Below are 16,910 nucleotides of genomic sequence, written 5' to 3' on the forward strand. Positions count from 1 at the left end.
CTCCGGGCGCCCCCGTTCACTTGCCCGGCAGTACCTCGTCCAGGAAGTCGATGCCCCGCTCGATGAGGCCGCCGATGTCGTCGTACCCCTCGAAGCAGTGGTCGGCTCCGGGCACCAGCAGCAGGTCCGCCCGCACCCCGGCGGCGCGCAGCGCCTGCGTGAACGCCTCGCCCTGCCCGACCGGGACGATCTGGTCGGCGGTGCCGTGCACGGTGAGGAACGGCGGCGCCCCGGGGTGTACGCGGTCGATCGGATTACCGAACGCGACGAACTCGCGACGCCCGCTGGGCGGGCCGCCGAACAGCATCGCCGGCGGGCTCGCCGGATCGTCGAGGTCGTCGAAGGCGAGCAGGTCGACGGCCCCGTACCAGTTGACGACGGCCTGGATCGCGGTGTCGCCGGAACCGGTCAGCCCGGCCATGGCGGCCAGGTGTCCACCGGCCGACTCCCCCAGCGCGGCGAACCGGGCCGGGTCGAGGCTGAGCTGTTCGGCCCACAGGCGCAGCCACCGCACGGCCGCCTGGACGTCGAGCAGCTGGGCCGGATACTGAGCCTCCAGGACGAGCCGGTAGTCGACGTCGGCGACCGCCCAGCCCCGGTCGAGGAAACGCTGGTGGAAGCGGTGCGGGGCGACCGGTGGGGGCAGGCCCACCCGGCTGCCCTCCAGCCAGCCGCCGCCGTGTACCCACAGCAGCACCGGGAACGGCCCGTCGCCCGGCGGCAGATGCAGGTCCAGGTGCAGCGGCCGGAAACCGGGCACCACGGCGACCGTGCAGTCGGCGTAGGTCACGGTCGGCCGCGGCTCGGGCGGCGGATATCCGGTCACTGTCGCACTCCATCCATGATCACTACTGTCGGTTCGACAATACTGCGGATCCCCGACTGATCACTCGATTTGCCCGGCACCTGTGCGTATCTCGGGACGCCGTCAGCTCACCTGCCCGGAAAGCCGGGTGAACTGGAGCCCGTGCGCCCGTGACAGATGCTCGCGACGTCAGTCGCGGGGCTGTCCTTCAGGCCTCTACCCAGGCCGGATCCAGGCCACTACAGTGCCCGATCATGGACGCTGTCATCGTCTGCCTGTGGATCTGCGCCGGGACCTGTGCCGCGACGTGGATCGCTTCCCTGATCACCGACGAGCACTCGTGGGTGGACCGGATCTGGTCGATCATCCCTGTCGTCTACGTCGGCGTCTTCGCCGCCGCGGCTGGCTTCGCCGACCTCCGGCTGAACGTCGTCGCGGCGCTGGTGCTGCTGTGGGGTGCGCGGCTGACGTTCAACTTCGCGCGGCGCGGCGGGTACGCCCCCGGCGGTGAGGACTACCGCTGGCCGATCCTGCGCGCCCGGCTGGCACGGTGGCAGTTCCAGCTGTTCAACCTGCTGTTCATCACGGTGTACCAGAACATCATCCTGTTGCTGATCGCGCTGCCCGCGTACACGATGCTGACCCACCGCGGCGGATTCGGCCCGGTCGACGCCGTGCTCGCGCTCGTGTTCCTGGGGCTGCTGGCCGGGGAGACCGTCGCCGACCAGCAGCAGTGGAACTTCCACCGCGACAAGCAGGCGGCGCTCGCCGAGGGCCGCGTGCCGCCGTCGCGGTTCATGCGCAGCGGGCTGTTCCGCTACTCGCGCCACCCGAACTACTTCTTCGAGCAGGCGCAGTGGTGGGTGGTATTCGGCTTCGGAGCCGTCGCAGCCGGGTCGTCGCTGCAGTGGACGATCCTAGGACCGGTCCTGCTGACCGCGCTGTTCGTCGGCTCGACGATCTTCACGGAGTCCATCACCCTGTCCCGCTACCCCGAATACGCCCGCTACCGGGCGACGACCTCGCCGATCGTCCCCTGGCCGCCCCGCAGCGACGCACCAGCGCCCGCAGACCAAGCCTGAGCGCCCTGACACCGAGGTTGGACCACGCTGGCATCGACAACTATGCGGTCTCGTTGGAGCCCTTGATGCGAGAACACCATCCGATCGACCGTCTGATCGCCACGGTGCAGGCACCAGTGACCGCACCGGTCGCCGATGCGATGCACGCGTCGTCTCAGCGGCTGGCCAGCCACCGCCAATGGGTCCTGGGGCCGCCTGAGCTGTCCGACGAACCAGCCGGTCGCGAGGGCCGGTCGCTGGGGTTGGCGCTGTCGGTCTACACCGCCCGGCCACCCTGGGGCGGCGACCTGGACCGCACGATCGACCGCGCCCACCTCAACGAGGCAAAGGAACTCCTCGGGGAGATCTGCCGGATCTCCGGCGAGCGTCAGGTGTCGTTCGCTGTTGATTTCGCAGGGGAAGCGATCGGCTGGGTCGAGGAAGGTCGCATGGACGAATCGCTCGCGATCGGCCTGATCGGCGAGTGGCAACGAGTCTTGGACGGGCAGGAGCAGTAGGTACGCTGCCGCGCATGCGTCGGATATCCGGCGCGATGTACTAACGGCGGCGGGAGCGCCCTCTCACCGGTAGCGCGATTCCATTCCGGCGCGTACCGCAGAGGAGATCCGATGCAACCCGATCAACTGGCCCCCGACGGTTCAGTCACCCTCACCGACTACCTGACCGCCCTGCGCAAAGGGCCTACGCCGAAACCATCCGGCCTGATCTTCCCGGAGGACATGCTCGCGAAGTTCGACGAGTTGTACGCCTTCACCGAGACGAAGGCCCTGGAATCCGGGCATGCCCTGACCTTCGACCCAGCATCGGGCACGTTCGTCCACGGTGCCACCATCACCGGCAACCGCAACTCGATCAACCCGACGCTGATGGCCGGGATCGACGACCCGAACTGCTTCGGCTTCGTACACGCCCACCCGTCGGCGTCCATCGGATACCAGGGTGGGTACTGCCCTCACTCGGTCGAGGACCTGCTGACGTTCGAGTCCTACAGGGACAGGCCGTACTTCTTCATGATCGTGGTGTCTGGTCCCGTGGTCTACACCATGGTGTACATCAAAGGCGCCTCCGTCTGGTCAGACGACGTGAAGAATCACCTATACCACCGGCTGCAGGAATACCAGGCAAAGGGACAGGAATTGCTCTACCCGGCTGCGGGTGGCCAGCAGGCATACGGCGATCTCGGCGTGAGCATCGAGGAGACCGAGGAGGCCGGGGAGGCCCTTCGGCAGCGGCTCATCGACAAGACACCGAACTTCGGCCAGTCGGTGGAGAAGATCTCCTACGACGAATGCACCGCGTTCAGCACTGCATACAATTATTTGTTCGCCATTCAGCGTCGTCCTCAACAGAGCGTCTGCCAGCTCCTGTGACGGACGTCCGCCCGGTCGCTGCGGCCACGCCGCGAACTGTGGACTGCCCGCGGCACCGGCCAGCGTCGGCGAACCTGCGACCGGCAGTCGGACGACCTGGTAAACGTGTTGTCGCCGGACTGCGCTGCGGACGATGATGGCGGCGAGGACCCGCCACTCGTCTGCCGGTCTCCGACCGGTGACGGGCGGTCTGCTCCGAGCGAGCTGACCCCACCAGCAACGGAACCCGCCATGGAACTCGCCAGACGCCGTGAACTCGCCCGCCGGGCGCTGGACGGCTACGACAGCGGCCCGGACGCCACCAACCGGGCGCTCGCCGGTGCCCAGGCGAGGATCGCCGATGCTGCGGGGCTGATCCTGGTCGAGGGGGTCAGCGACCAGATCGCCGTGGAGACCGCCGCGGCGGGCCGTGGCCGTGATCTGGTCGCCGAGCGTGTCGTCGTCGTGCCGATCGGCGGGGCGCACGCCATCGGCCGTTTCCTGACCGAGCTCGGCCCGCTGGCGACCCGGCTGCGCCTGGGCGGGCTGTGCGACGTACGCGAGGAGGAGATCTTCCGGCGGGCACTGACCGCCGCGGGCCTCGGCTCGCCGGGCACGCGCGCCGACATGGCGCGCCTGGGTTTCCACGTCTGCGTCGACGACCTCGAGCAGGAGTTGCTGCGCGCGGTGGGCGTCACCGGGGTCGAGGCCCTGTTCGCCTCGCAGGGTGATCTGGGATCGTTCCGCACGTTGCAGGGCCAGCCGGCCTGGCGCGGCCAGGATCCCGAGCGGCAGCTGTGGCGGTTCCTGCGCGCGGGCTCGCACCGCAACCTGCGCTACGCCCGGCTGCTCACCGAAGCGGCGCTGTCCACCGACGCTCTGCCCGCTCCGCTTGCCGCGCTGCTCGACGGAACCGCCGACTAGGTCGTGTATCGAAGTGCGTGTAGCCACTCGTTGATCGCCGTGATGTGGATCGTGGCGAGGTACCGGACGGCGAGCTTGTCGTAGCAGGTGGCCATGGCGCGGTGGCGTTTGAGCCGGTTGATGCCGCACTCGACAGCGTGACGCTGCCGGTAGGCGACCGGGTCGAACATCGGTGGTGGCCGGCCACCGGCCTGGCCGCGTCGACGGCGGTGGCCGGCCCGGTTTGCCCGGGTCGGGAAGGTGGCATTGATCCCGCGTCGACGCAACAGGTCGCGGTTGGCACGGCTGCTGTATGCCTTGTGCCAGGATCCGTAGCAGTCAGGTACGTCGCGCCACGGCGCACCTACCCGGACACGCCACCGGATACCGTCGATGAGCTGCCGTTTCGTCCATGCCGACGGCCGACCCACCCGCGCGCCTGCCGGTAGCAACGGCTCCAGGACCGCCCACTGCGCGTCGGTGAGATCGTGCCGCCTCGTCACCGTTAAGGTAGCCACGAGGTCTCCGGTATACAGGTTCTGCTTGGTCGCTGAGCCCTTTACCGGAGACCTCACTCCTTATCGATCATCGACACCTAACGACTTCGACACATGCGCTAGGTGCGCGCAGTGGGTGTCAACAGCGGACCCTGAGCGCTGCGCAGTTTGCGTACCGCCACGCCGATCAGCCAGCTCGCCGGGAAGTAGCCGATCTGGCGGGAGTCGTAACTCGCCGTGGCGTTGTCGCCGACCAGCACCATCATCCCTGGTGGCACGACCGTTTCCGGGCGGTCGGCGAGTGCGGGTACCGACGCGCGCGGCACGGGGTCTCCGGGCAGTGCCAACACCCGTTTGAGCATGAGGCGGCGAGGATCGGCGTCGCCTACCGTGTCACGGGCTGGTGGTGCGGTGTTCACGCGTGGGCGGCGGACCACCACCACCTGTCCGATACGCAGGTGGGCCGTCCCGAATCTCCTGACCACCAGCACGAGGTCGCCCTCCCTGTATGCCGGCAGCATCGACCGCCCCGTTACCGCTGCCGCCACCAGGAACCGGTTCGCGAGAATCAGCACCATCACGGCGACCAGTACCATCGCACCTATCAGCACCCACATGGTCTTCTGCCTCAGTCCAGCCCAGACGTGGCGGGCACGTCGACAAGATAACCCTGCGCCTGGCGCATGAACAGGCGAGCGTATGAACCGCCACCTTCTATGAGTGCGTCGTGGTTGCCCTGTTCCACCACACGGCCCCCCTCGATCACAGCGATCGAGTCGGCGTCACGGATGGTGTTCAGCCGGTGGGAGATCAGTACGCTGGTGCGGCCCGTGCGAAGCGTGTGCAGCCGGCGATGGATCTGGTACTCGGCCTCTGCGTCCAGCCCCGACGAGGGCTCGTCCAGGATGAGCAGGTCCAGGTTCTGCCGCAGGAACCCTCGGGCGAGCGCGATCCGCTGCCACTGGCCGCCGGACAGCGACACCCCGGCGGTGTTCGGGTCGTCGTCGGGGAACGTGCGGCTCAGCAACGTCTCGTAGCCCTTTGGCAGGTTGTCGACAACCTCGTGTATGTCGGCGCTGGTCGCCGCAGCGATGATGCTGCGCCGGTCGGACAACTGTGCCAGGTCGCCGAGCCCGATGTTCTCGGCGGCCGACAGGTCATATGTCATGAAGTCCTGGAAGACAGCGCCGATCCGCAACCGTAGCTCCTCTACGGGAAAGTCACGAATGTCCACGCCGTCCCATCGGATGCTGCCGCGGACCGGATCGTAGAACCGGCAGAGCAGCTTGATCAAGGTGCTCTTGCCGGCACCGTTGAGCCCGACGAGCCCGAGCGCCTTGCCTGCCGGAATGTGCAGGTTGACCCCGTTGAGAACCCATGGATGCTCGGCGGAGTACCGGAACCAGACGTCACAGAACTCGATGCCGTGACGGAGCGGCTCCACGGCCGTGGTCCGGGCCGGGGCCGAGAGATCCGGTGGTGCGGCGACCACAGTCCGATAATGATCGAAAAGGGCAAGCGCCTGGTGCAGTGCGCCGATACGGTCGATGGCTCCCGACAGGCCGCCGACCACGCCCCCGGAGGCGGCGACGACGATCGCTATGTCGCCGACGCTGAGTCGGCCGGCGCCGGCCGACAGCACCGCCCAGACGATGGTGGCACCCGCGACCAGGGCGCCCAGCACGGCCATCGTGCCGTGCGAGCTCAGTTCGCGGCGGTCCATCTGCCGCTGCTCGCGATGGATGGCCATGAGCTCGCGCAGCATCCGCAGGATGAAGAAGTCCGCGAGGCCGAAAAGGCGGATCTCCTTGGCGGCGTCCATCCGGGTGAGCAGGCCCTCGTAGAACATCTCCCGACGTTCCACCCGGCTCAGGCGCCAGATCATCGCCGTGCGCCGCCGTGACAGGTCCAGTTGGAGCAGGATGGTCGGCACGGCGGCGATGAGTGCGAGCAACATCAACCATGGGTTGAGCACGATCAGCGCGGTCAGGAACCCGAAGGTGGTGACCAGCCCCTGCCCGATAGCCAGCAGCGCGGTGAAGATCGTCGAAGGGCCGCCCCGGCCGGCCTGGGTGGCCATCCGGAGCTGGTCGTAGAAGACCGGGTCTTCGAGCCGGGCGAGGCCGCTCAGGCGCTTGACCGACCTCGCGAGCGCTTCCTGGGCGACCAGCACGATGGCCCGTCCCATCTGCGCGGCCGCGTACTGCATCAGGTAGGGAATCATCGCGGCCAGCAGCCCGGCAACGGCCATCGCCACCGCGAGGCCGAGCAGCCGCCGCAGGTCCCTGTCGCCTGCCGCGATCCCGTCTATCACCAGTTTGCTCAACCACGCGAGCCCGATCGGCAGCACGCCTGCCAGTAGGGCCGAGAGCACCTGGACGGCCGCGCTGCCGCTGGCGGCACGCCATACCAGCAGCAGCGCTTGTCGCATCCCCCCGGGGGTGCGCGTCGTCGTGTCCATGCCCAGCGTCAGAACGCCGCGAGCGCCGTCAGCCGTTCGACGCGGTAGCTGGAGTCCAGCACCACGCCGTGCTCGTCGACCAGCCCTACCGCGGGGAAGGCGTCGACCTGGAATGCTTTCGCGAGCGGCCCGTTGCCGGACTCCACGACGACCTTGGCCGCGTCGACCATCGGCCGGGCGAACTCGGTGGCCAGGTCGGCGTCCCCGACGACCACGGCGATCACCCGTGCCTTGCCGCCCGGCATTGCCTCGGCGAACTTCACGAACTCCGGGGCCTGCTCTTTGCACGGTTCGCAGGTCGGTGAGAAGAAACCGACGAGCGTCGGACCTTCGAGCAGGTCCAGTGCGACGGCGTCGCCATCGAGCGTGACGGCCGAGAATCCCCCCACCGTCGACCCCTTGGGCGCCATCATCTCGGCGGCGGCGTCGGAGTGGCTGCCACCCCTGTCGGCCAGAAGCTCGGAGTGAGTACGCAGACGCTTGATTACGCCGAGGGTCAGGACGAGATCCACGGTGCAGATCACGCCGACGAAGACGACAGCGGCGATGAGATATGGCATATGTGTTCCTCCTAGGATGAGTGATCGGCACGGCGGCGCGTGGTGCCCGTTTGCTCGGACGCGAAGAGCGCCGCGATGTCGTCCAGGTGGATGAGCACGACCGCGGCCATTGCGCCGCAGCACACGGCCAGGCCTGCGCCAGCCGGGTTGAGGGCTGCTCGCGTGCCGATGGCCGCGGTGAGTAGGCCGGTGAGCGCAATCACGGTGAGCAGCAGGTTGCGTACTACGTGTATGCGGCTCATCCGGGAGACGCCGCTGCCGAAGCAGCGGCAGCTCGGTGCGAGACCGCGCCGGAGCGCTCGTACGATGGCGACTACGAAGACCAGGAGCACGCCTGCGGCGATGAGCAGTCCCCAGCGAAATGTCGCGGAGAGCACGGTCAGGCCGACGATGGCCGCCTCGGCAAGCACGGTGGCCGCGGCCAGCAGGCGGGCCGCGGCTGCGGTGGGCTGCCCGAACCCGTACAGGGAGTCGGTGAATTCGGAGAACGCCGCGCGGGTGCGCACCTTGCCGACCACGGAAACGGTGAACACCACGATGATTGCGCAGCGTGCACCGACCGTCCAGAGTTCCCCCATGTCACGAACCCTTCCAAACCGTATGCGCGAATGGATGGTGACGGCTCCGCGACCGACCGGTCACGGAGCCGTGACCGGCTAGCAGATGCAGACGGTGGGGTAGCTGGGCTGGCAGGTTCCCCTGCAATACCAGTGACATCCGTCGCATTCGCAGCGGTCGTAGTACCGGGTGCCGAACGAGCCTGCGCCGCAGGCGCGACAGCCGCAGTACGGGGTGGTGACCTTGCCGGCCTGACCGGCGCATTCACAACCCGGGTCGGCCGAAGCCTCGACACGAGGAACGACCATAGCCAGCAGGCGATCGCCAACTGATTCGAGCATTCGTAGCATGTTATCCCCCTTTCTCTGCCACGATTCAGCACATGCGTGCCAAGAGCCACTCTCGCCTCTGACCGACGGATATGTCAATACCTAAATATAGTTGCAATACGCAAATAAAAGTATTTGCATTGTGCAACAAAGGCGCTCGACCGGTTCCACGAAGATCGTTGATCTATCCACGTCCGACGATGAGCTGGCTCGCGAAATTTATTCAAGTAGCCTGCCACCAGCAGATATGCTTCTGAGGATGAGTCACGACGAATGTTCGGGGCCACTTGCCGCCCGACGCTGTGATAACTTGCCTCCAAACAGGAGGATTATATGCAACCACGAGCACGTGACCCTGAAAGGGCTATGAGAACGCCGACGAGCATGGCAGTCACCGCTGCTGAATAGCGTTGTCTATGGCGAGCGGGGCCTTCCACTGGCAACTGAGGGCGACACCACCCCCGCAACCGACCAAACCGCCGTCAGGGCTTCTTTTCGGCGTGGCCGCCGAATTCGCTGCGCATCGCCGACAGGATCCGGTCGGTGAACTCGCCGAGCTGGCGTGACTCGAACCGTTCGTACAGCGCGGTGGTGATGACCGATGCCGGAACGCCCTCGTCGAGTGCGGCGAGCACGGTCCAGCGGCCTTCGCCGGAGTCGGAGACCCGCCCGGTGAAGTCGTCGAGTTCGGGTGAGCGCGCGAACGCGTCGGCGGTCAGGTCGACCAGCCATGAGCCGACGACCGAGCCGCGCCGCCAGACTTCGGCGACCTCGCCGACGTCGATGTCGTACTGGTAGGCCTCGGGGTCGCGCAGTGGGGTTGTCTCGGCGTCGACGGTGCGGGTCTGCTTGCCGGCGTCGGCGTGTTTGATGACGCTGAGTCCTTCGGCGATGGCGGCCATCATGCCGTACTCGACGCCGTTGTGGACCATTTTGACGAAGTGGCCGGCGCCGTTGGGACCGCAGTGCAGGTAGCCCTCGGGGGCGGTGCCGTCGGTGCGGGTGCGGCTCGGGGTGGGTTCGACGTCTCCCTTGCCGGGGGCGATGGTCTTGAAGATGGGGTCGAGGTGGTTCACGGCCTCGACCTGCCCGCCGATCATGAGGCAGTAGCCGCGTTCCAGGCCCCATACGCCGCCGCTGGTGCCGCAGTCGACGTAGTGGATGCCCTGGGTGGCGAGCTGCTTGGCGCGGGTGATGTCGTCGCGGTAGTAGGAGTTGCCGCCGTCGATGATGGTGTCGCCGGGTGCGAGCAGCGGGACGAGCTGGGTGAGGGTGGCGTCGACGATCGCGGTGGGCAGCATGAGCCAGGCGGCGCGGGGTGGGTCGAGTTTCGCGGCGAAGTCCTGCAGGGAGGTGGCGCCGGTCGCGCCTTCGGCTTCGAGTTGCCTGATCGCGTCGGCGTCGACGTCGTAGACGACGCAGCGGTGTCCGTCGCGCATGAGCCGCCGGACGAGGTTGGCGCCCATCCGGCCGAGTCCGATCATGCCGAGCTGCATGGGCCGGTCAGTGGCCATCGTGGTCTCCCCCGCCTTTGAGTGCCCGGTAGCGTCGGATCAGGGTGTTGGTCGACGAGTCGTGGTTCAGCGCGGGTTCGGTTCCGCCCAGTTCGGGGATGATCGCCACGGCGAGGACCTTGCCGAGTTCGACGCCCCACTGGTCGAAGGAGTCGATGCCCCAGATCGTGCCCTGGGTGAAGACGCTGTGCTCGTACAGGGCGACGAGCGCGCCGAGGATCCGCGGGGTCAGGGTCTCGGCGAGCAGCACGTTGCTGGGACGGTTGCCCTGCATGACGCGGTGCGGTGCGACGTCGGGCGACGTTCCTTCAGCGAGGATCTCCTGCTCGGTCTTGCCGAACGCGAGCGCCTGGGCCTGGGCGAAGACGTTGGAGGTGAGGATGTCGTGGTGGTCGCGCAGCGGGTTGAGGCTGCGCCCGAACCCGATGAGGTCGACCGGGATGAGCCGGGTTCCCTGGTGCAGGAGCTGGTAGAAGCTGTGCTGGCCGTTGGTGCCGGGTTCGCCCCAGTACACCGGGCCGGTCTGGTAGTCCACGGTGGTGCCGTCGAGGGTGACGTGTTTGCCGTTGGACTCCATGGTCAGCTGCTGCAGGTAGGCGGGGAAACGTTTGAGGTACTGCTCGTAGGGCATGACGCCGATCGACTGCGCGCCGAGGAAGTCGACGTTCCAGACGGTGAGCAGGCCCATCAGCGCGGGCAGGTTACGGTCGAGGGGGGCGGTGCGGAAGTGCTCGTCCATGGCGTGGAAACCGGCCAGCAGTTCGCCGAACTGCTCGGGGCCCAGGGCGACCATGGTGGACAGGCCGATGGCGGAGTCCACCGAGTAGCGGCCGCCGACCCAGTCCCAGAAGCCGAACATGTTGGCGGTGTCGATGCCGAACTGGGCGACGCGTTCGGCGTTGGTGGACACGGCGACGAAGTGTTTGGCGACGGCGGCGGGGTCGCCGAGCCGGGCGATCAGCCAGTCGCGGGCGGAGGTGGCGTTGGTGAGGGTCTCCAGGGTGCCGAAGGTCTTCGACGAGACGATGAACAGGGTCTGTTCGGCGTCGAGGTCGCGGGTCGCTTCGACGAAGTCGGTGGCGTCGACGTTGGAGACGAACCGGAACGTCAGGTCGCGGTCGGTGTAGTGGCGCAGTGCCTCGTACGCCATGACGGGTCCGAGGTCGGAGCCGCCGATGCCGATGTTGACGATGTTGCGGATCGGCCGGCCGGTGTGGCCGAGCCACGCACCGGTGCGGATCTTGTTCGCGAAGTCGGCCATCCGGTCCAGGACCTCGTGGACCTGGGCGACGACGTCGACGCCGTCCACGGTCAGCGACGCGTCTCTGGGCATCCGCAGGGCGACGTGCAGCACCGAACGGTTCTCCGAGACGTTGATCCGGTCTCCGGCGAACATCATGTCCCGGCCCTGTTGCAGCTGTGACTGCTCGGCCAGGTCGAACAGCAGCCGCAGCGTCTGGTCGGTGACGCGGTTCTTGGAGTAGTCGAGGTAGAGCCCGGCCGCCTCGGCGGACAGGCGCTCACCGCGCTGGGCGTCCTCGGCGAACAGGTCCCGCAGGTGGCGGTGCTGCAGCTGCGTGTGGTGCTCGGCGAGGGCGGCGTAGGCGGGGCGCTCACGCAGCGGCGGGATCGGCACGTCCTGTTCCTTCCTTGGCCAGGTCGCAGCGAGGGCCGCAAGCGCGTGCAGAGCCCCGACCGCTCATCCGAAGAGTACTTGACCAGCTACCTGCCGTGACGTCGTTCTCCGGGTCGGGTCGGCAGAAGGTGCCGGCCCGGCAGCCCCGGTCGCCGGGTCGGCCTGGCTGCGGCGGTTGGTCAGGCAAGCAGTCCTACCGCACGACCCCGAAAGGATTAGGCCTGGCGTCCTGTTCGGCGGGGGTGAACGTGCAACGGTCCGAGGTCGCGTCCGCTATGCGATGCGGGTTCACATCGGCGGCCGAAATGAGCCTGTCAGGCGTCGGCGCCCGTCGATAACATGCGTCGCACCGGACCCGACGGCATGGGAGCAGGTTCAGATGTCGCAGAGCACTACCCGCGAGCTAGCCACCGTCGCCAGCCGGGCGCTGGTGCAGGACATGCAGTCCGAGCAGTGGGCGCTGACCCGCACGTTCGCCGTCAACCTGCTCGGCCGCAACAATGCCGCCCGCGAGTCGCAGATGGCGCAGACCCTGGACGATTCGCGGGCGTCGCTGCTGTCGGGCACGGCCGAGCGCAGCGCGGTCGAAGCGACCTGGCAGGCGCGCCTGGAAGAGTTCATGTACGCCGACTCCTCAGCCGAGACGCGGGTGCGCAACTTCGTCACCGCGTCGGGCCAGCCGCTGCCCCAGCCCGCTTCCCTTCACCAGCAGGCCACGGCCAGCGGCAACGCGCAGGTGAACCAGGCCGGTCGTGACATCCGCCACGACAACAGCCGCAGGACCAGCTTCGGCGGGCCGCTGGCGGTCATCGCGGTGATCGCTGTCCTGCTCATCGTCGGCGGGTTCGGGGCCGTGAAGATCATCTCTTTCATCGGTGGCTCTTCCTCGTCAACGGTGATCACCGAGGACAGCAGTTGCGGCGACTACCTGCTGGCCTCGACCGAGGAGCGCGAGCACGCCGTGAAGTCCATCGGGATCGCGAAGGGCGCATCCGGGGCGGGTAATCCCATGGCCCGCCTGAACGTGGACTACAGCTGCGGCCAACAGCCCAGCGCCCGCGTCGGCGACGTCATCGCCAGGCAGAACTACTGAGCCCGGCGAGGTCCCACCATGACTACTCGCGTCAAGCGCCGGATCACCGGTGGCCTGCTCATAGCCGTGTGCGTCGCGGCCGCCGTGTTCGCCGGCGCCGGAGGCCTGGAGGTCGTCAGCTGGCTGGCCGGCATCGGCAGCTTCCTGATCGCGGTGTGGACGTGGCATCTGACCCGCGACTCCGAGCAGCAGCCGCAGCGAGCAGATGTCACGCAGTCCGCCGTCGCGGACGGCAACGCCATCATCAATCAGGCTGGCGGCGACATCGAAACGCGCTGAGCGACGCATCCCCGTGCCTGGGAACAGGTTCGTCTCCAGGCACGGGGATGCGTCGTCAGCCGGTCGCCAGCCGTGCCAGGACCTGCTGCATGGCCCCGGGATCGCCGACGACGTCGGGTACGTAGGTCCACCGCAGGCCCACCCAGGGATCGCCGATGTGGTCGTCGGGCACGGCCGACAACCGCAGGAACGCCTGCCACATCACCGAGATCAGCGGGCTCGCCCCGATCACGTCGGCCGGATCGGCGACCACCACCACGCCCACGCCCGCCATCGGGCCCAGCTCCAGCAGGTACCGGAGCTGGCCCACCGCACGCTCGTCCAGGCCGTACGGGAAGTCGTGCAGCACCAGCACGTGCTGTGCGGGCGTCTCGCGCACGGCGAGCATGTCCATCGCGTTGCCGCCGCGCGCCATCCGGGTCAGGTCGACCCTGGCCACGAGGGTGTTCAGCAGCTCGGCGAGCTGCTGCGGGGTGTCGGCTGAACCGCCGACGCCCATGCCCGCCGCTGAGCCGGTCAGGGGCGCGAGGCTGCGCAGCGCCGCCCCGGCGCCCACGGGATCGCCGACGTGGATGGTGATCCCGCCCGGCGGGCACGAGGCCAGCAGCCGGATCATCAGCGCCCGCGCCGCGGCACGGGCGGCGTCGCGGTTGCCCGACCCGGAGTCGATCCACAGGGGTGTGGTCAGGGGCAGCCGGACCAGCATGGGCAGCAGCAGCTCGGGCGCGTCACCGCCGTAGAGGTCGCCGACGCGGACGGCGACGGCGTTCCTGGTCGGCGGGTTCCAGCCGCGCCAGACGTGGCTGTCCCAGTGCGCCATCGTCGGCGGGAGCGAGGCCCGCAGTTCACGCACCTCGCCGAGGAGTTGGCCCATGTCGCGGCGGTAGTCGGCCTCTGCACGGCGGACGAGATCGTCGTAGCGGCTCTCCGCGGTCGCCTGCTTGGCGTGGGTGAGCGGCGAGTTACGCGTCGCGGGGTCGGCGAACACCGCACTGAGCTCGTCGTCGCGCCGCTGCTCGGCGTAGGAGGTCGCCGATTTGTACGCGGCCGTCGAGCGCGCCGCGTCCTCGTAGATGCTCCACGACAGGTCGTAGAGCTGCTCCTCAGCCTGGGCGTCGACCAGTGCCCCGGAGCCGGCCACGCCGGTTCCCAAGCCGGGGCCCGACCAGGCCTGTGGGGCCGGCGCCGGGGGCTGCGCGCCTGCCGGACCCGCGGTTTCGCCCGGGGCGCGCAGACCGCGGTGGGCCCTGCTGGATACGGCAGGTGCCGCAGGTGCCGCAGGTGCGGCAGGTGCCGTGGCACCGTGGGCGAGCGCCAGTTCGGGCAGTCCGCCGTCGTAGCCCTGGCCTACCGCGCGTAGTTTCCAGGCGCCGTCTCGCCGGTAGAACTCCCAGGCGATCAGTGCGCGCTCGCCGCATAGACCGGTCATTGTGAAGGTGAACAGCTCACCCCCGCCGCCGGTGTGCACCCGTGCCGTCGGGGCGACGGCGAGGCTGTGGGCGGCGGCGTCGATGCTCACGACCGCCAGCACCCGGGCGACGTCGGCGGGCACGACGTCCAGCGCGATGGTGAGGTGCGACGGCACGTCCACGGTGGCCGCGTGCCAGGAAACACCGTCGGCGACGGGCGACGCGGCGCACACCAGGTCGGTGTGCGCGCGTACGCGACCCGTCGTCGACAGCAGCAGGGCGCAGAGCTCCATCGTGCCCGCGACGTCGACCGTGACCTGCAGCGACGGGTCGGACAGTGTGGTGTTCTGGCCCTTTGCCAGCGCTATCGACATCGTGCGGCCTGGTCAGGCCGAGACGAAGTGGTTGAGCACCGGCAGTGCTTCCATCGGGTTCTTGGCGTGGATCGGCTCGCCGATGGCGTGCATCTTCCAGCCGGAGGCGTCGCGGTAGAGCTTGGCCATCACCATGCCGGTCGCCGCACTGCCACCCGACAGCGTGTAGCGGGCGAGTTCGGTGCGGGTGGTCTCGTCGACCAGGCGGCAGAACGCGTTGGCGACCTGGGTGAAGGTGTGGCCCTTGTACGACGTCACGATGAAGATGATCGAGGTGACGTGGGCCGGGACGCGGGCGAGGTCGAGGATGACCGACTCGTCGTCGCCGTCGCCGTCGCCGGTGCGGTTGTCGCCGGTGTGCATCACCGAGCCGTCCTTGGACCGCAGCTGGTTGTAGAAGACCAGGTCGACCGGCTGCCGGTCGGCGAACATGATCGCCGTGGCGTCGAGGTCGATGTCGACCTCGCGGCTGCCGAACATGCTCTTCTTCTTGAGCGGGTCCCAGCCCAGGCCCATGCGCACCATGGTGAGCGTCGAGCCGTTCTGCTTGGCCAGTGAGACGCGCTGTCCCTTGACCAGGCTGACCGGTGCGCCGGGACGCCCGGTGGTCTGCATCGCGGGCGGCGCCGCGGGTGCGGGGGCGGCGGGTGCAGGGGCGAACGGTGCGGCGGCGACGGGAGCCGGGCGGGCCGCGGGGATCGTCGGCGGCGCGGCCGGCGGTGCGGTGGGCGCGGCCGGCTGGTCGACCACGACACCGTGGTCGGAGATCAGTTCGTCGAGGCCGCCGGCGTAGCCCTGGCCGACCGCGCGCGCCTTCCAGGCGCCTTCACGCCGGTACACCTCGATCGCCACGACGATGCTCTCCGTGGCCAGGCCGGTGATCTGGTAGGCCGCGATCTCGGCGCCGCCGCCGTCGGTCACCCGCGCCATGGGGGGCCCGTACTGCCCGAACCGGGTCCCGGTGCCGTCGAGGCTCACCACGATCCGGACCTTGTCGATGTCGTTCGGCACGGCGGGCAGGTTGAGGTCGATCTTCCAGGCGGTGCTGCCGGGAATCTGGCGGACCGAGACACCCGGCCCGTCGGGCTGGTTGTAGAACACGAAGTCCGCGTCGGAGCGCACCTTGCCGCTGGAGGTGACCAGCAGCGCCGACAGATCGGCGGGCGTACTGGTCTCGACCGTCACCTGCAGCTGGCCGGTCGGCACCGGCATGTTCTGCCCCTTGACCAAGGTTGTGCTCATAACATCTCCTTCGGATGCGAGTGCTTGCCGTCATCGAGTTGGCTCAGGTACCAGGCCGAGATCTCCGCGCCGGCGGCCGCGCCGCTGGTCGCCGTGGTGTGGCAGTGCGGCGCGCGGAACCCGGCCGTGTGCAGCTCTCCGTGGGCCGGACGCACCGCCCGGTCGGCGGCCAGCAGCATCCCCTCGTCCAGCAGCGAGTCTCCACCGGCGACGACCCTGTCGGCAGCCAGCCGTTCGGCTACACCGGCCACCGCCCACGCCTTGTCCAGCACGGTGGGTACGAGGTAGAGCTTGCGTCCTTGCAGCGACACCCGCCATCCGCGCGGCTCGGCCCACCTGCCGGCCTCGGCGGCGACGGCGCTCAGCCACGGCGCCGGTTCGGCGGCGACCGCGTAGACGAAGAAGTCCTCGGCCGACTTGACGTCGGTGAAGGGGTGCGCCTGCGCCCAACTGGCGACGTGGGCCCACACGGTGCCGAACGGTGCCGCGGAGGCCGCCGTCGCGCGGCGTACGCGCCGGTCCCAGGCCGGGTCGGGGTCTCCGTCGACCAGCAGCCGCGCGCCGTTGCACACCAGCGCGAGCCGCGGTGCGGGGCCGGGCAGGCGGATGCGCTGGTACTGGGCGCTGGTGCGGGTGGTCACCGGCACCAGCGCGCCGGTGCGGGCCAGCCGCTCCCAGGCGCGGTGACCCTGCGCGGTCATCGCTCCGCAGGACCGCCCGCGGTACTCGTCGACGCTGATCAGGTCCGCGCCGTCGCCGCCGGTGCGCGGCGAGAAGATGACCGTCCCGTCGAGGTCGGTCGCCACGATCGTGTTCACC

17 protein-coding genes are annotated in these 16,910 nt (G+C 68.8%); 6 read left to right on the forward strand and 11 right to left on the reverse strand.

Going from position 1 to position 16,910, the window contains the following annotated elements:
* Window positions 1-16: 16 nt before the first annotated feature.
* Entirely contained in the window at window positions 17-826 is an 810-nt protein-coding gene (locus HAV40_RS11135) for an alpha/beta hydrolase (protein ID WP_166380866.1), read from the reverse strand.
* Between the two features lie 233 nt (window positions 827-1,059).
* Between HAV40_RS11135 and HAV40_RS11140 the strand changes: the two genes are divergently transcribed.
* The 4 genes from HAV40_RS11140 (at window position 1,060) to HAV40_RS11155 (ending at window position 4,160) form a co-directional block, all read left to right on the forward strand.
* Window positions 1,060-1,887, forward strand: a complete 828-nt coding sequence (locus HAV40_RS11140) for a DUF1295 domain-containing protein (RefSeq protein WP_166380867.1) — start codon at window positions 1,060-1,062, stop codon at window positions 1,885-1,887.
* A gap of 65 nt (window positions 1,888-1,952) precedes the next feature.
* A complete protein-coding gene (locus tag HAV40_RS11145) occupies window positions 1,953-2,384 on the forward strand; it encodes a hypothetical protein (protein ID WP_166380868.1) in 432 nt (143 codons plus the stop codon).
* A 111-nt stretch (window positions 2,385-2,495) separates the two neighbouring features.
* Complete coding sequence (locus HAV40_RS11150) at window positions 2,496-3,257, forward strand: hypothetical protein (RefSeq protein WP_166380869.1); 762 nt, start codon at window positions 2,496-2,498, stop codon at window positions 3,255-3,257.
* Window positions 3,258-3,488: 231 nt separating this feature from the next.
* Window positions 3,489-4,160, forward strand: coding sequence for a TOPRIM nucleotidyl transferase/hydrolase domain-containing protein (locus tag HAV40_RS11155; protein WP_239086793.1), 672 nt, complete (start codon window positions 3,489-3,491; stop codon window positions 4,158-4,160).
* Here the strand turns inward: HAV40_RS11155 and HAV40_RS11160 are convergent.
* The 7 genes from HAV40_RS11160 to pgi form a co-directional block, all read right to left on the reverse strand.
* Window positions 4,157-4,657, reverse strand: coding sequence for a transposase (locus HAV40_RS11160; RefSeq protein ID WP_166381146.1), 501 nt, complete (start codon window positions 4,655-4,657; stop codon window positions 4,157-4,159). The genes HAV40_RS11155 and HAV40_RS11160 overlap by 4 nt on opposite strands.
* Window positions 4,658-4,755: 98 nt before the next feature.
* Window positions 4,756-5,253, reverse strand: a complete 498-nt coding sequence (locus tag HAV40_RS11165; RefSeq protein ID WP_166380870.1) for a S26 family signal peptidase — start codon at window positions 5,251-5,253, stop codon at window positions 4,756-4,758.
* A gap of 11 nt (window positions 5,254-5,264) precedes the next feature.
* Window positions 5,265-7,097 (reverse strand): ABC transporter ATP-binding protein, encoded by a 1,833-nt coding sequence (locus tag HAV40_RS11170; RefSeq protein ID WP_166380871.1) that lies wholly within the window; start codon window positions 7,095-7,097, stop codon window positions 5,265-5,267.
* An 8-nt stretch (window positions 7,098-7,105) separates the two neighbouring features.
* Window positions 7,106-7,609 (reverse strand): TlpA family protein disulfide reductase, encoded by a 504-nt coding sequence (locus tag HAV40_RS11175; protein WP_166380872.1) that lies wholly within the window; start codon window positions 7,607-7,609, stop codon window positions 7,106-7,108.
* A gap of 59 nt (window positions 7,610-7,668) precedes the next feature.
* A complete protein-coding gene (locus HAV40_RS11180; RefSeq protein ID WP_166380873.1) occupies window positions 7,669-8,235 on the reverse strand; it encodes a MauE/DoxX family redox-associated membrane protein in 567 nt (188 codons plus the stop codon).
* Window positions 8,236-9,026: 791 nt separating this feature from the next.
* The gene (gene gnd, locus HAV40_RS11185) at window positions 9,027-10,058 is read right to left on the reverse strand and encodes a phosphogluconate dehydrogenase (NAD(+)-dependent, decarboxylating) (RefSeq protein WP_166380874.1); all 1,032 of its coding nucleotides are present in this window, start codon (window positions 10,056-10,058) and stop codon (window positions 9,027-9,029) included.
* Entirely contained in the window at window positions 10,048-11,694 is a 1,647-nt protein-coding gene (gene pgi / locus HAV40_RS11190; RefSeq protein ID WP_166380875.1) for a glucose-6-phosphate isomerase, read from the reverse strand. Before pgi ends, gnd begins: the two co-directional genes overlap by 11 nt.
* Window positions 11,695-12,073: 379 nt before the next feature.
* On the opposite strand from pgi, the gene HAV40_RS11195 reads away from it, so the two are divergent.
* Both HAV40_RS11195 and HAV40_RS11200 read left to right on the forward strand, forming a co-directional pair.
* Window positions 12,074-12,787, forward strand: coding sequence for a hypothetical protein (locus HAV40_RS11195; protein WP_166380876.1), 714 nt, complete (start codon window positions 12,074-12,076; stop codon window positions 12,785-12,787).
* Between the two features lie 18 nt (window positions 12,788-12,805).
* Window positions 12,806-13,066 (forward strand): hypothetical protein, encoded by a 261-nt coding sequence (locus HAV40_RS11200; protein WP_166380877.1) that lies wholly within the window; start codon window positions 12,806-12,808, stop codon window positions 13,064-13,066.
* A gap of 55 nt (window positions 13,067-13,121) precedes the next feature.
* Here HAV40_RS11200 and HAV40_RS11205 read toward each other — a convergent pair whose 3' ends face one another.
* The 3 genes from HAV40_RS11205 to HAV40_RS11215 are packed head-to-tail and all read right to left on the reverse strand — an operon-like array spanning window position 13,122 to window position 16,909.
* The gene (locus HAV40_RS11205) at window positions 13,122-14,849 is read right to left on the reverse strand and encodes a TerD family protein (protein ID WP_166380878.1); all 1,728 of its coding nucleotides are present in this window, start codon (window positions 14,847-14,849) and stop codon (window positions 13,122-13,124) included.
* A gap of 12 nt (window positions 14,850-14,861) precedes the next feature.
* Window positions 14,862-16,091, reverse strand: coding sequence for a TerD family protein (locus HAV40_RS11210; protein WP_166380879.1), 1,230 nt, complete (start codon window positions 16,089-16,091; stop codon window positions 14,862-14,864).
* The gene (locus HAV40_RS11215; RefSeq protein WP_166380880.1) at window positions 16,088-16,909 is read right to left on the reverse strand and encodes a Cof-type HAD-IIB family hydrolase; all 822 of its coding nucleotides are present in this window, start codon (window positions 16,907-16,909) and stop codon (window positions 16,088-16,090) included. The genes HAV40_RS11210 and HAV40_RS11215 overlap by 4 nt, the downstream gene beginning before the upstream one ends.
* Between the last annotated feature and the right edge of the window lies 1 nt (window position 16,910).

This window comes from Catellatospora methionotrophica, from assembly GCF_011297335.1.
In the GTDB taxonomy this organism is placed as follows: domain Bacteria; phylum Actinomycetota; class Actinomycetes; order Mycobacteriales; family Micromonosporaceae; genus Catellatospora; species Catellatospora methionotrophica.

Excerpts from the sequence above, each read along its gene's own strand:
- HAV40_RS11140 (WP_166380867.1), top strand. The coding sequence starts at position 1,060 with ATGGACGCTGTCATCGTCTGCCTGTGGATCTGCGCCGGGACCTGTGCC.
- HAV40_RS11145 (WP_166380868.1), top strand. The coding sequence starts at position 1,953 with ATGCGAGAACACCATCCGATCGACCGTCTGATCGCCACGGTGCAGGCA.
- HAV40_RS11150 (WP_166380869.1), top strand. The coding sequence starts at position 2,496 with ATGCAACCCGATCAACTGGCCCCCGACGGTTCAGTCACCCTCACCGAC.
- HAV40_RS11155 (WP_239086793.1), top strand. The coding sequence starts at position 3,489 with ATGGAACTCGCCAGACGCCGTGAACTCGCCCGCCGGGCGCTGGACGGC.
- HAV40_RS11165 (WP_166380870.1), bottom strand. The coding sequence starts at position 5,253 with ATGTGGGTGCTGATAGGTGCGATGGTACTGGTCGCCGTGATGGTGCTG.
- HAV40_RS11170 (WP_166380871.1), bottom strand. The coding sequence starts at position 7,097 with ATGGACACGACGACGCGCACCCCCGGGGGGATGCGACAAGCGCTGCTG.
- HAV40_RS11180 (WP_166380873.1), bottom strand. The coding sequence starts at position 8,235 with ATGGGGGAACTCTGGACGGTCGGTGCACGCTGCGCAATCATCGTGGTG.
- gnd (WP_166380874.1), bottom strand. The coding sequence starts at position 10,058 with ATGGCCACTGACCGGCCCATGCAGCTCGGCATGATCGGACTCGGCCGG.
- HAV40_RS11195 (WP_166380876.1), top strand. The coding sequence starts at position 12,074 with ATGTCGCAGAGCACTACCCGCGAGCTAGCCACCGTCGCCAGCCGGGCG.
- HAV40_RS11200 (WP_166380877.1), top strand. The coding sequence starts at position 12,806 with ATGACTACTCGCGTCAAGCGCCGGATCACCGGTGGCCTGCTCATAGCC.
- HAV40_RS11205 (WP_166380878.1), bottom strand. The coding sequence starts at position 14,849 with ATGTCGATAGCGCTGGCAAAGGGCCAGAACACCACACTGTCCGACCCG.
- HAV40_RS11210 (WP_166380879.1), bottom strand. The coding sequence starts at position 16,091 with ATGAGCACAACCTTGGTCAAGGGGCAGAACATGCCGGTGCCGACCGGC.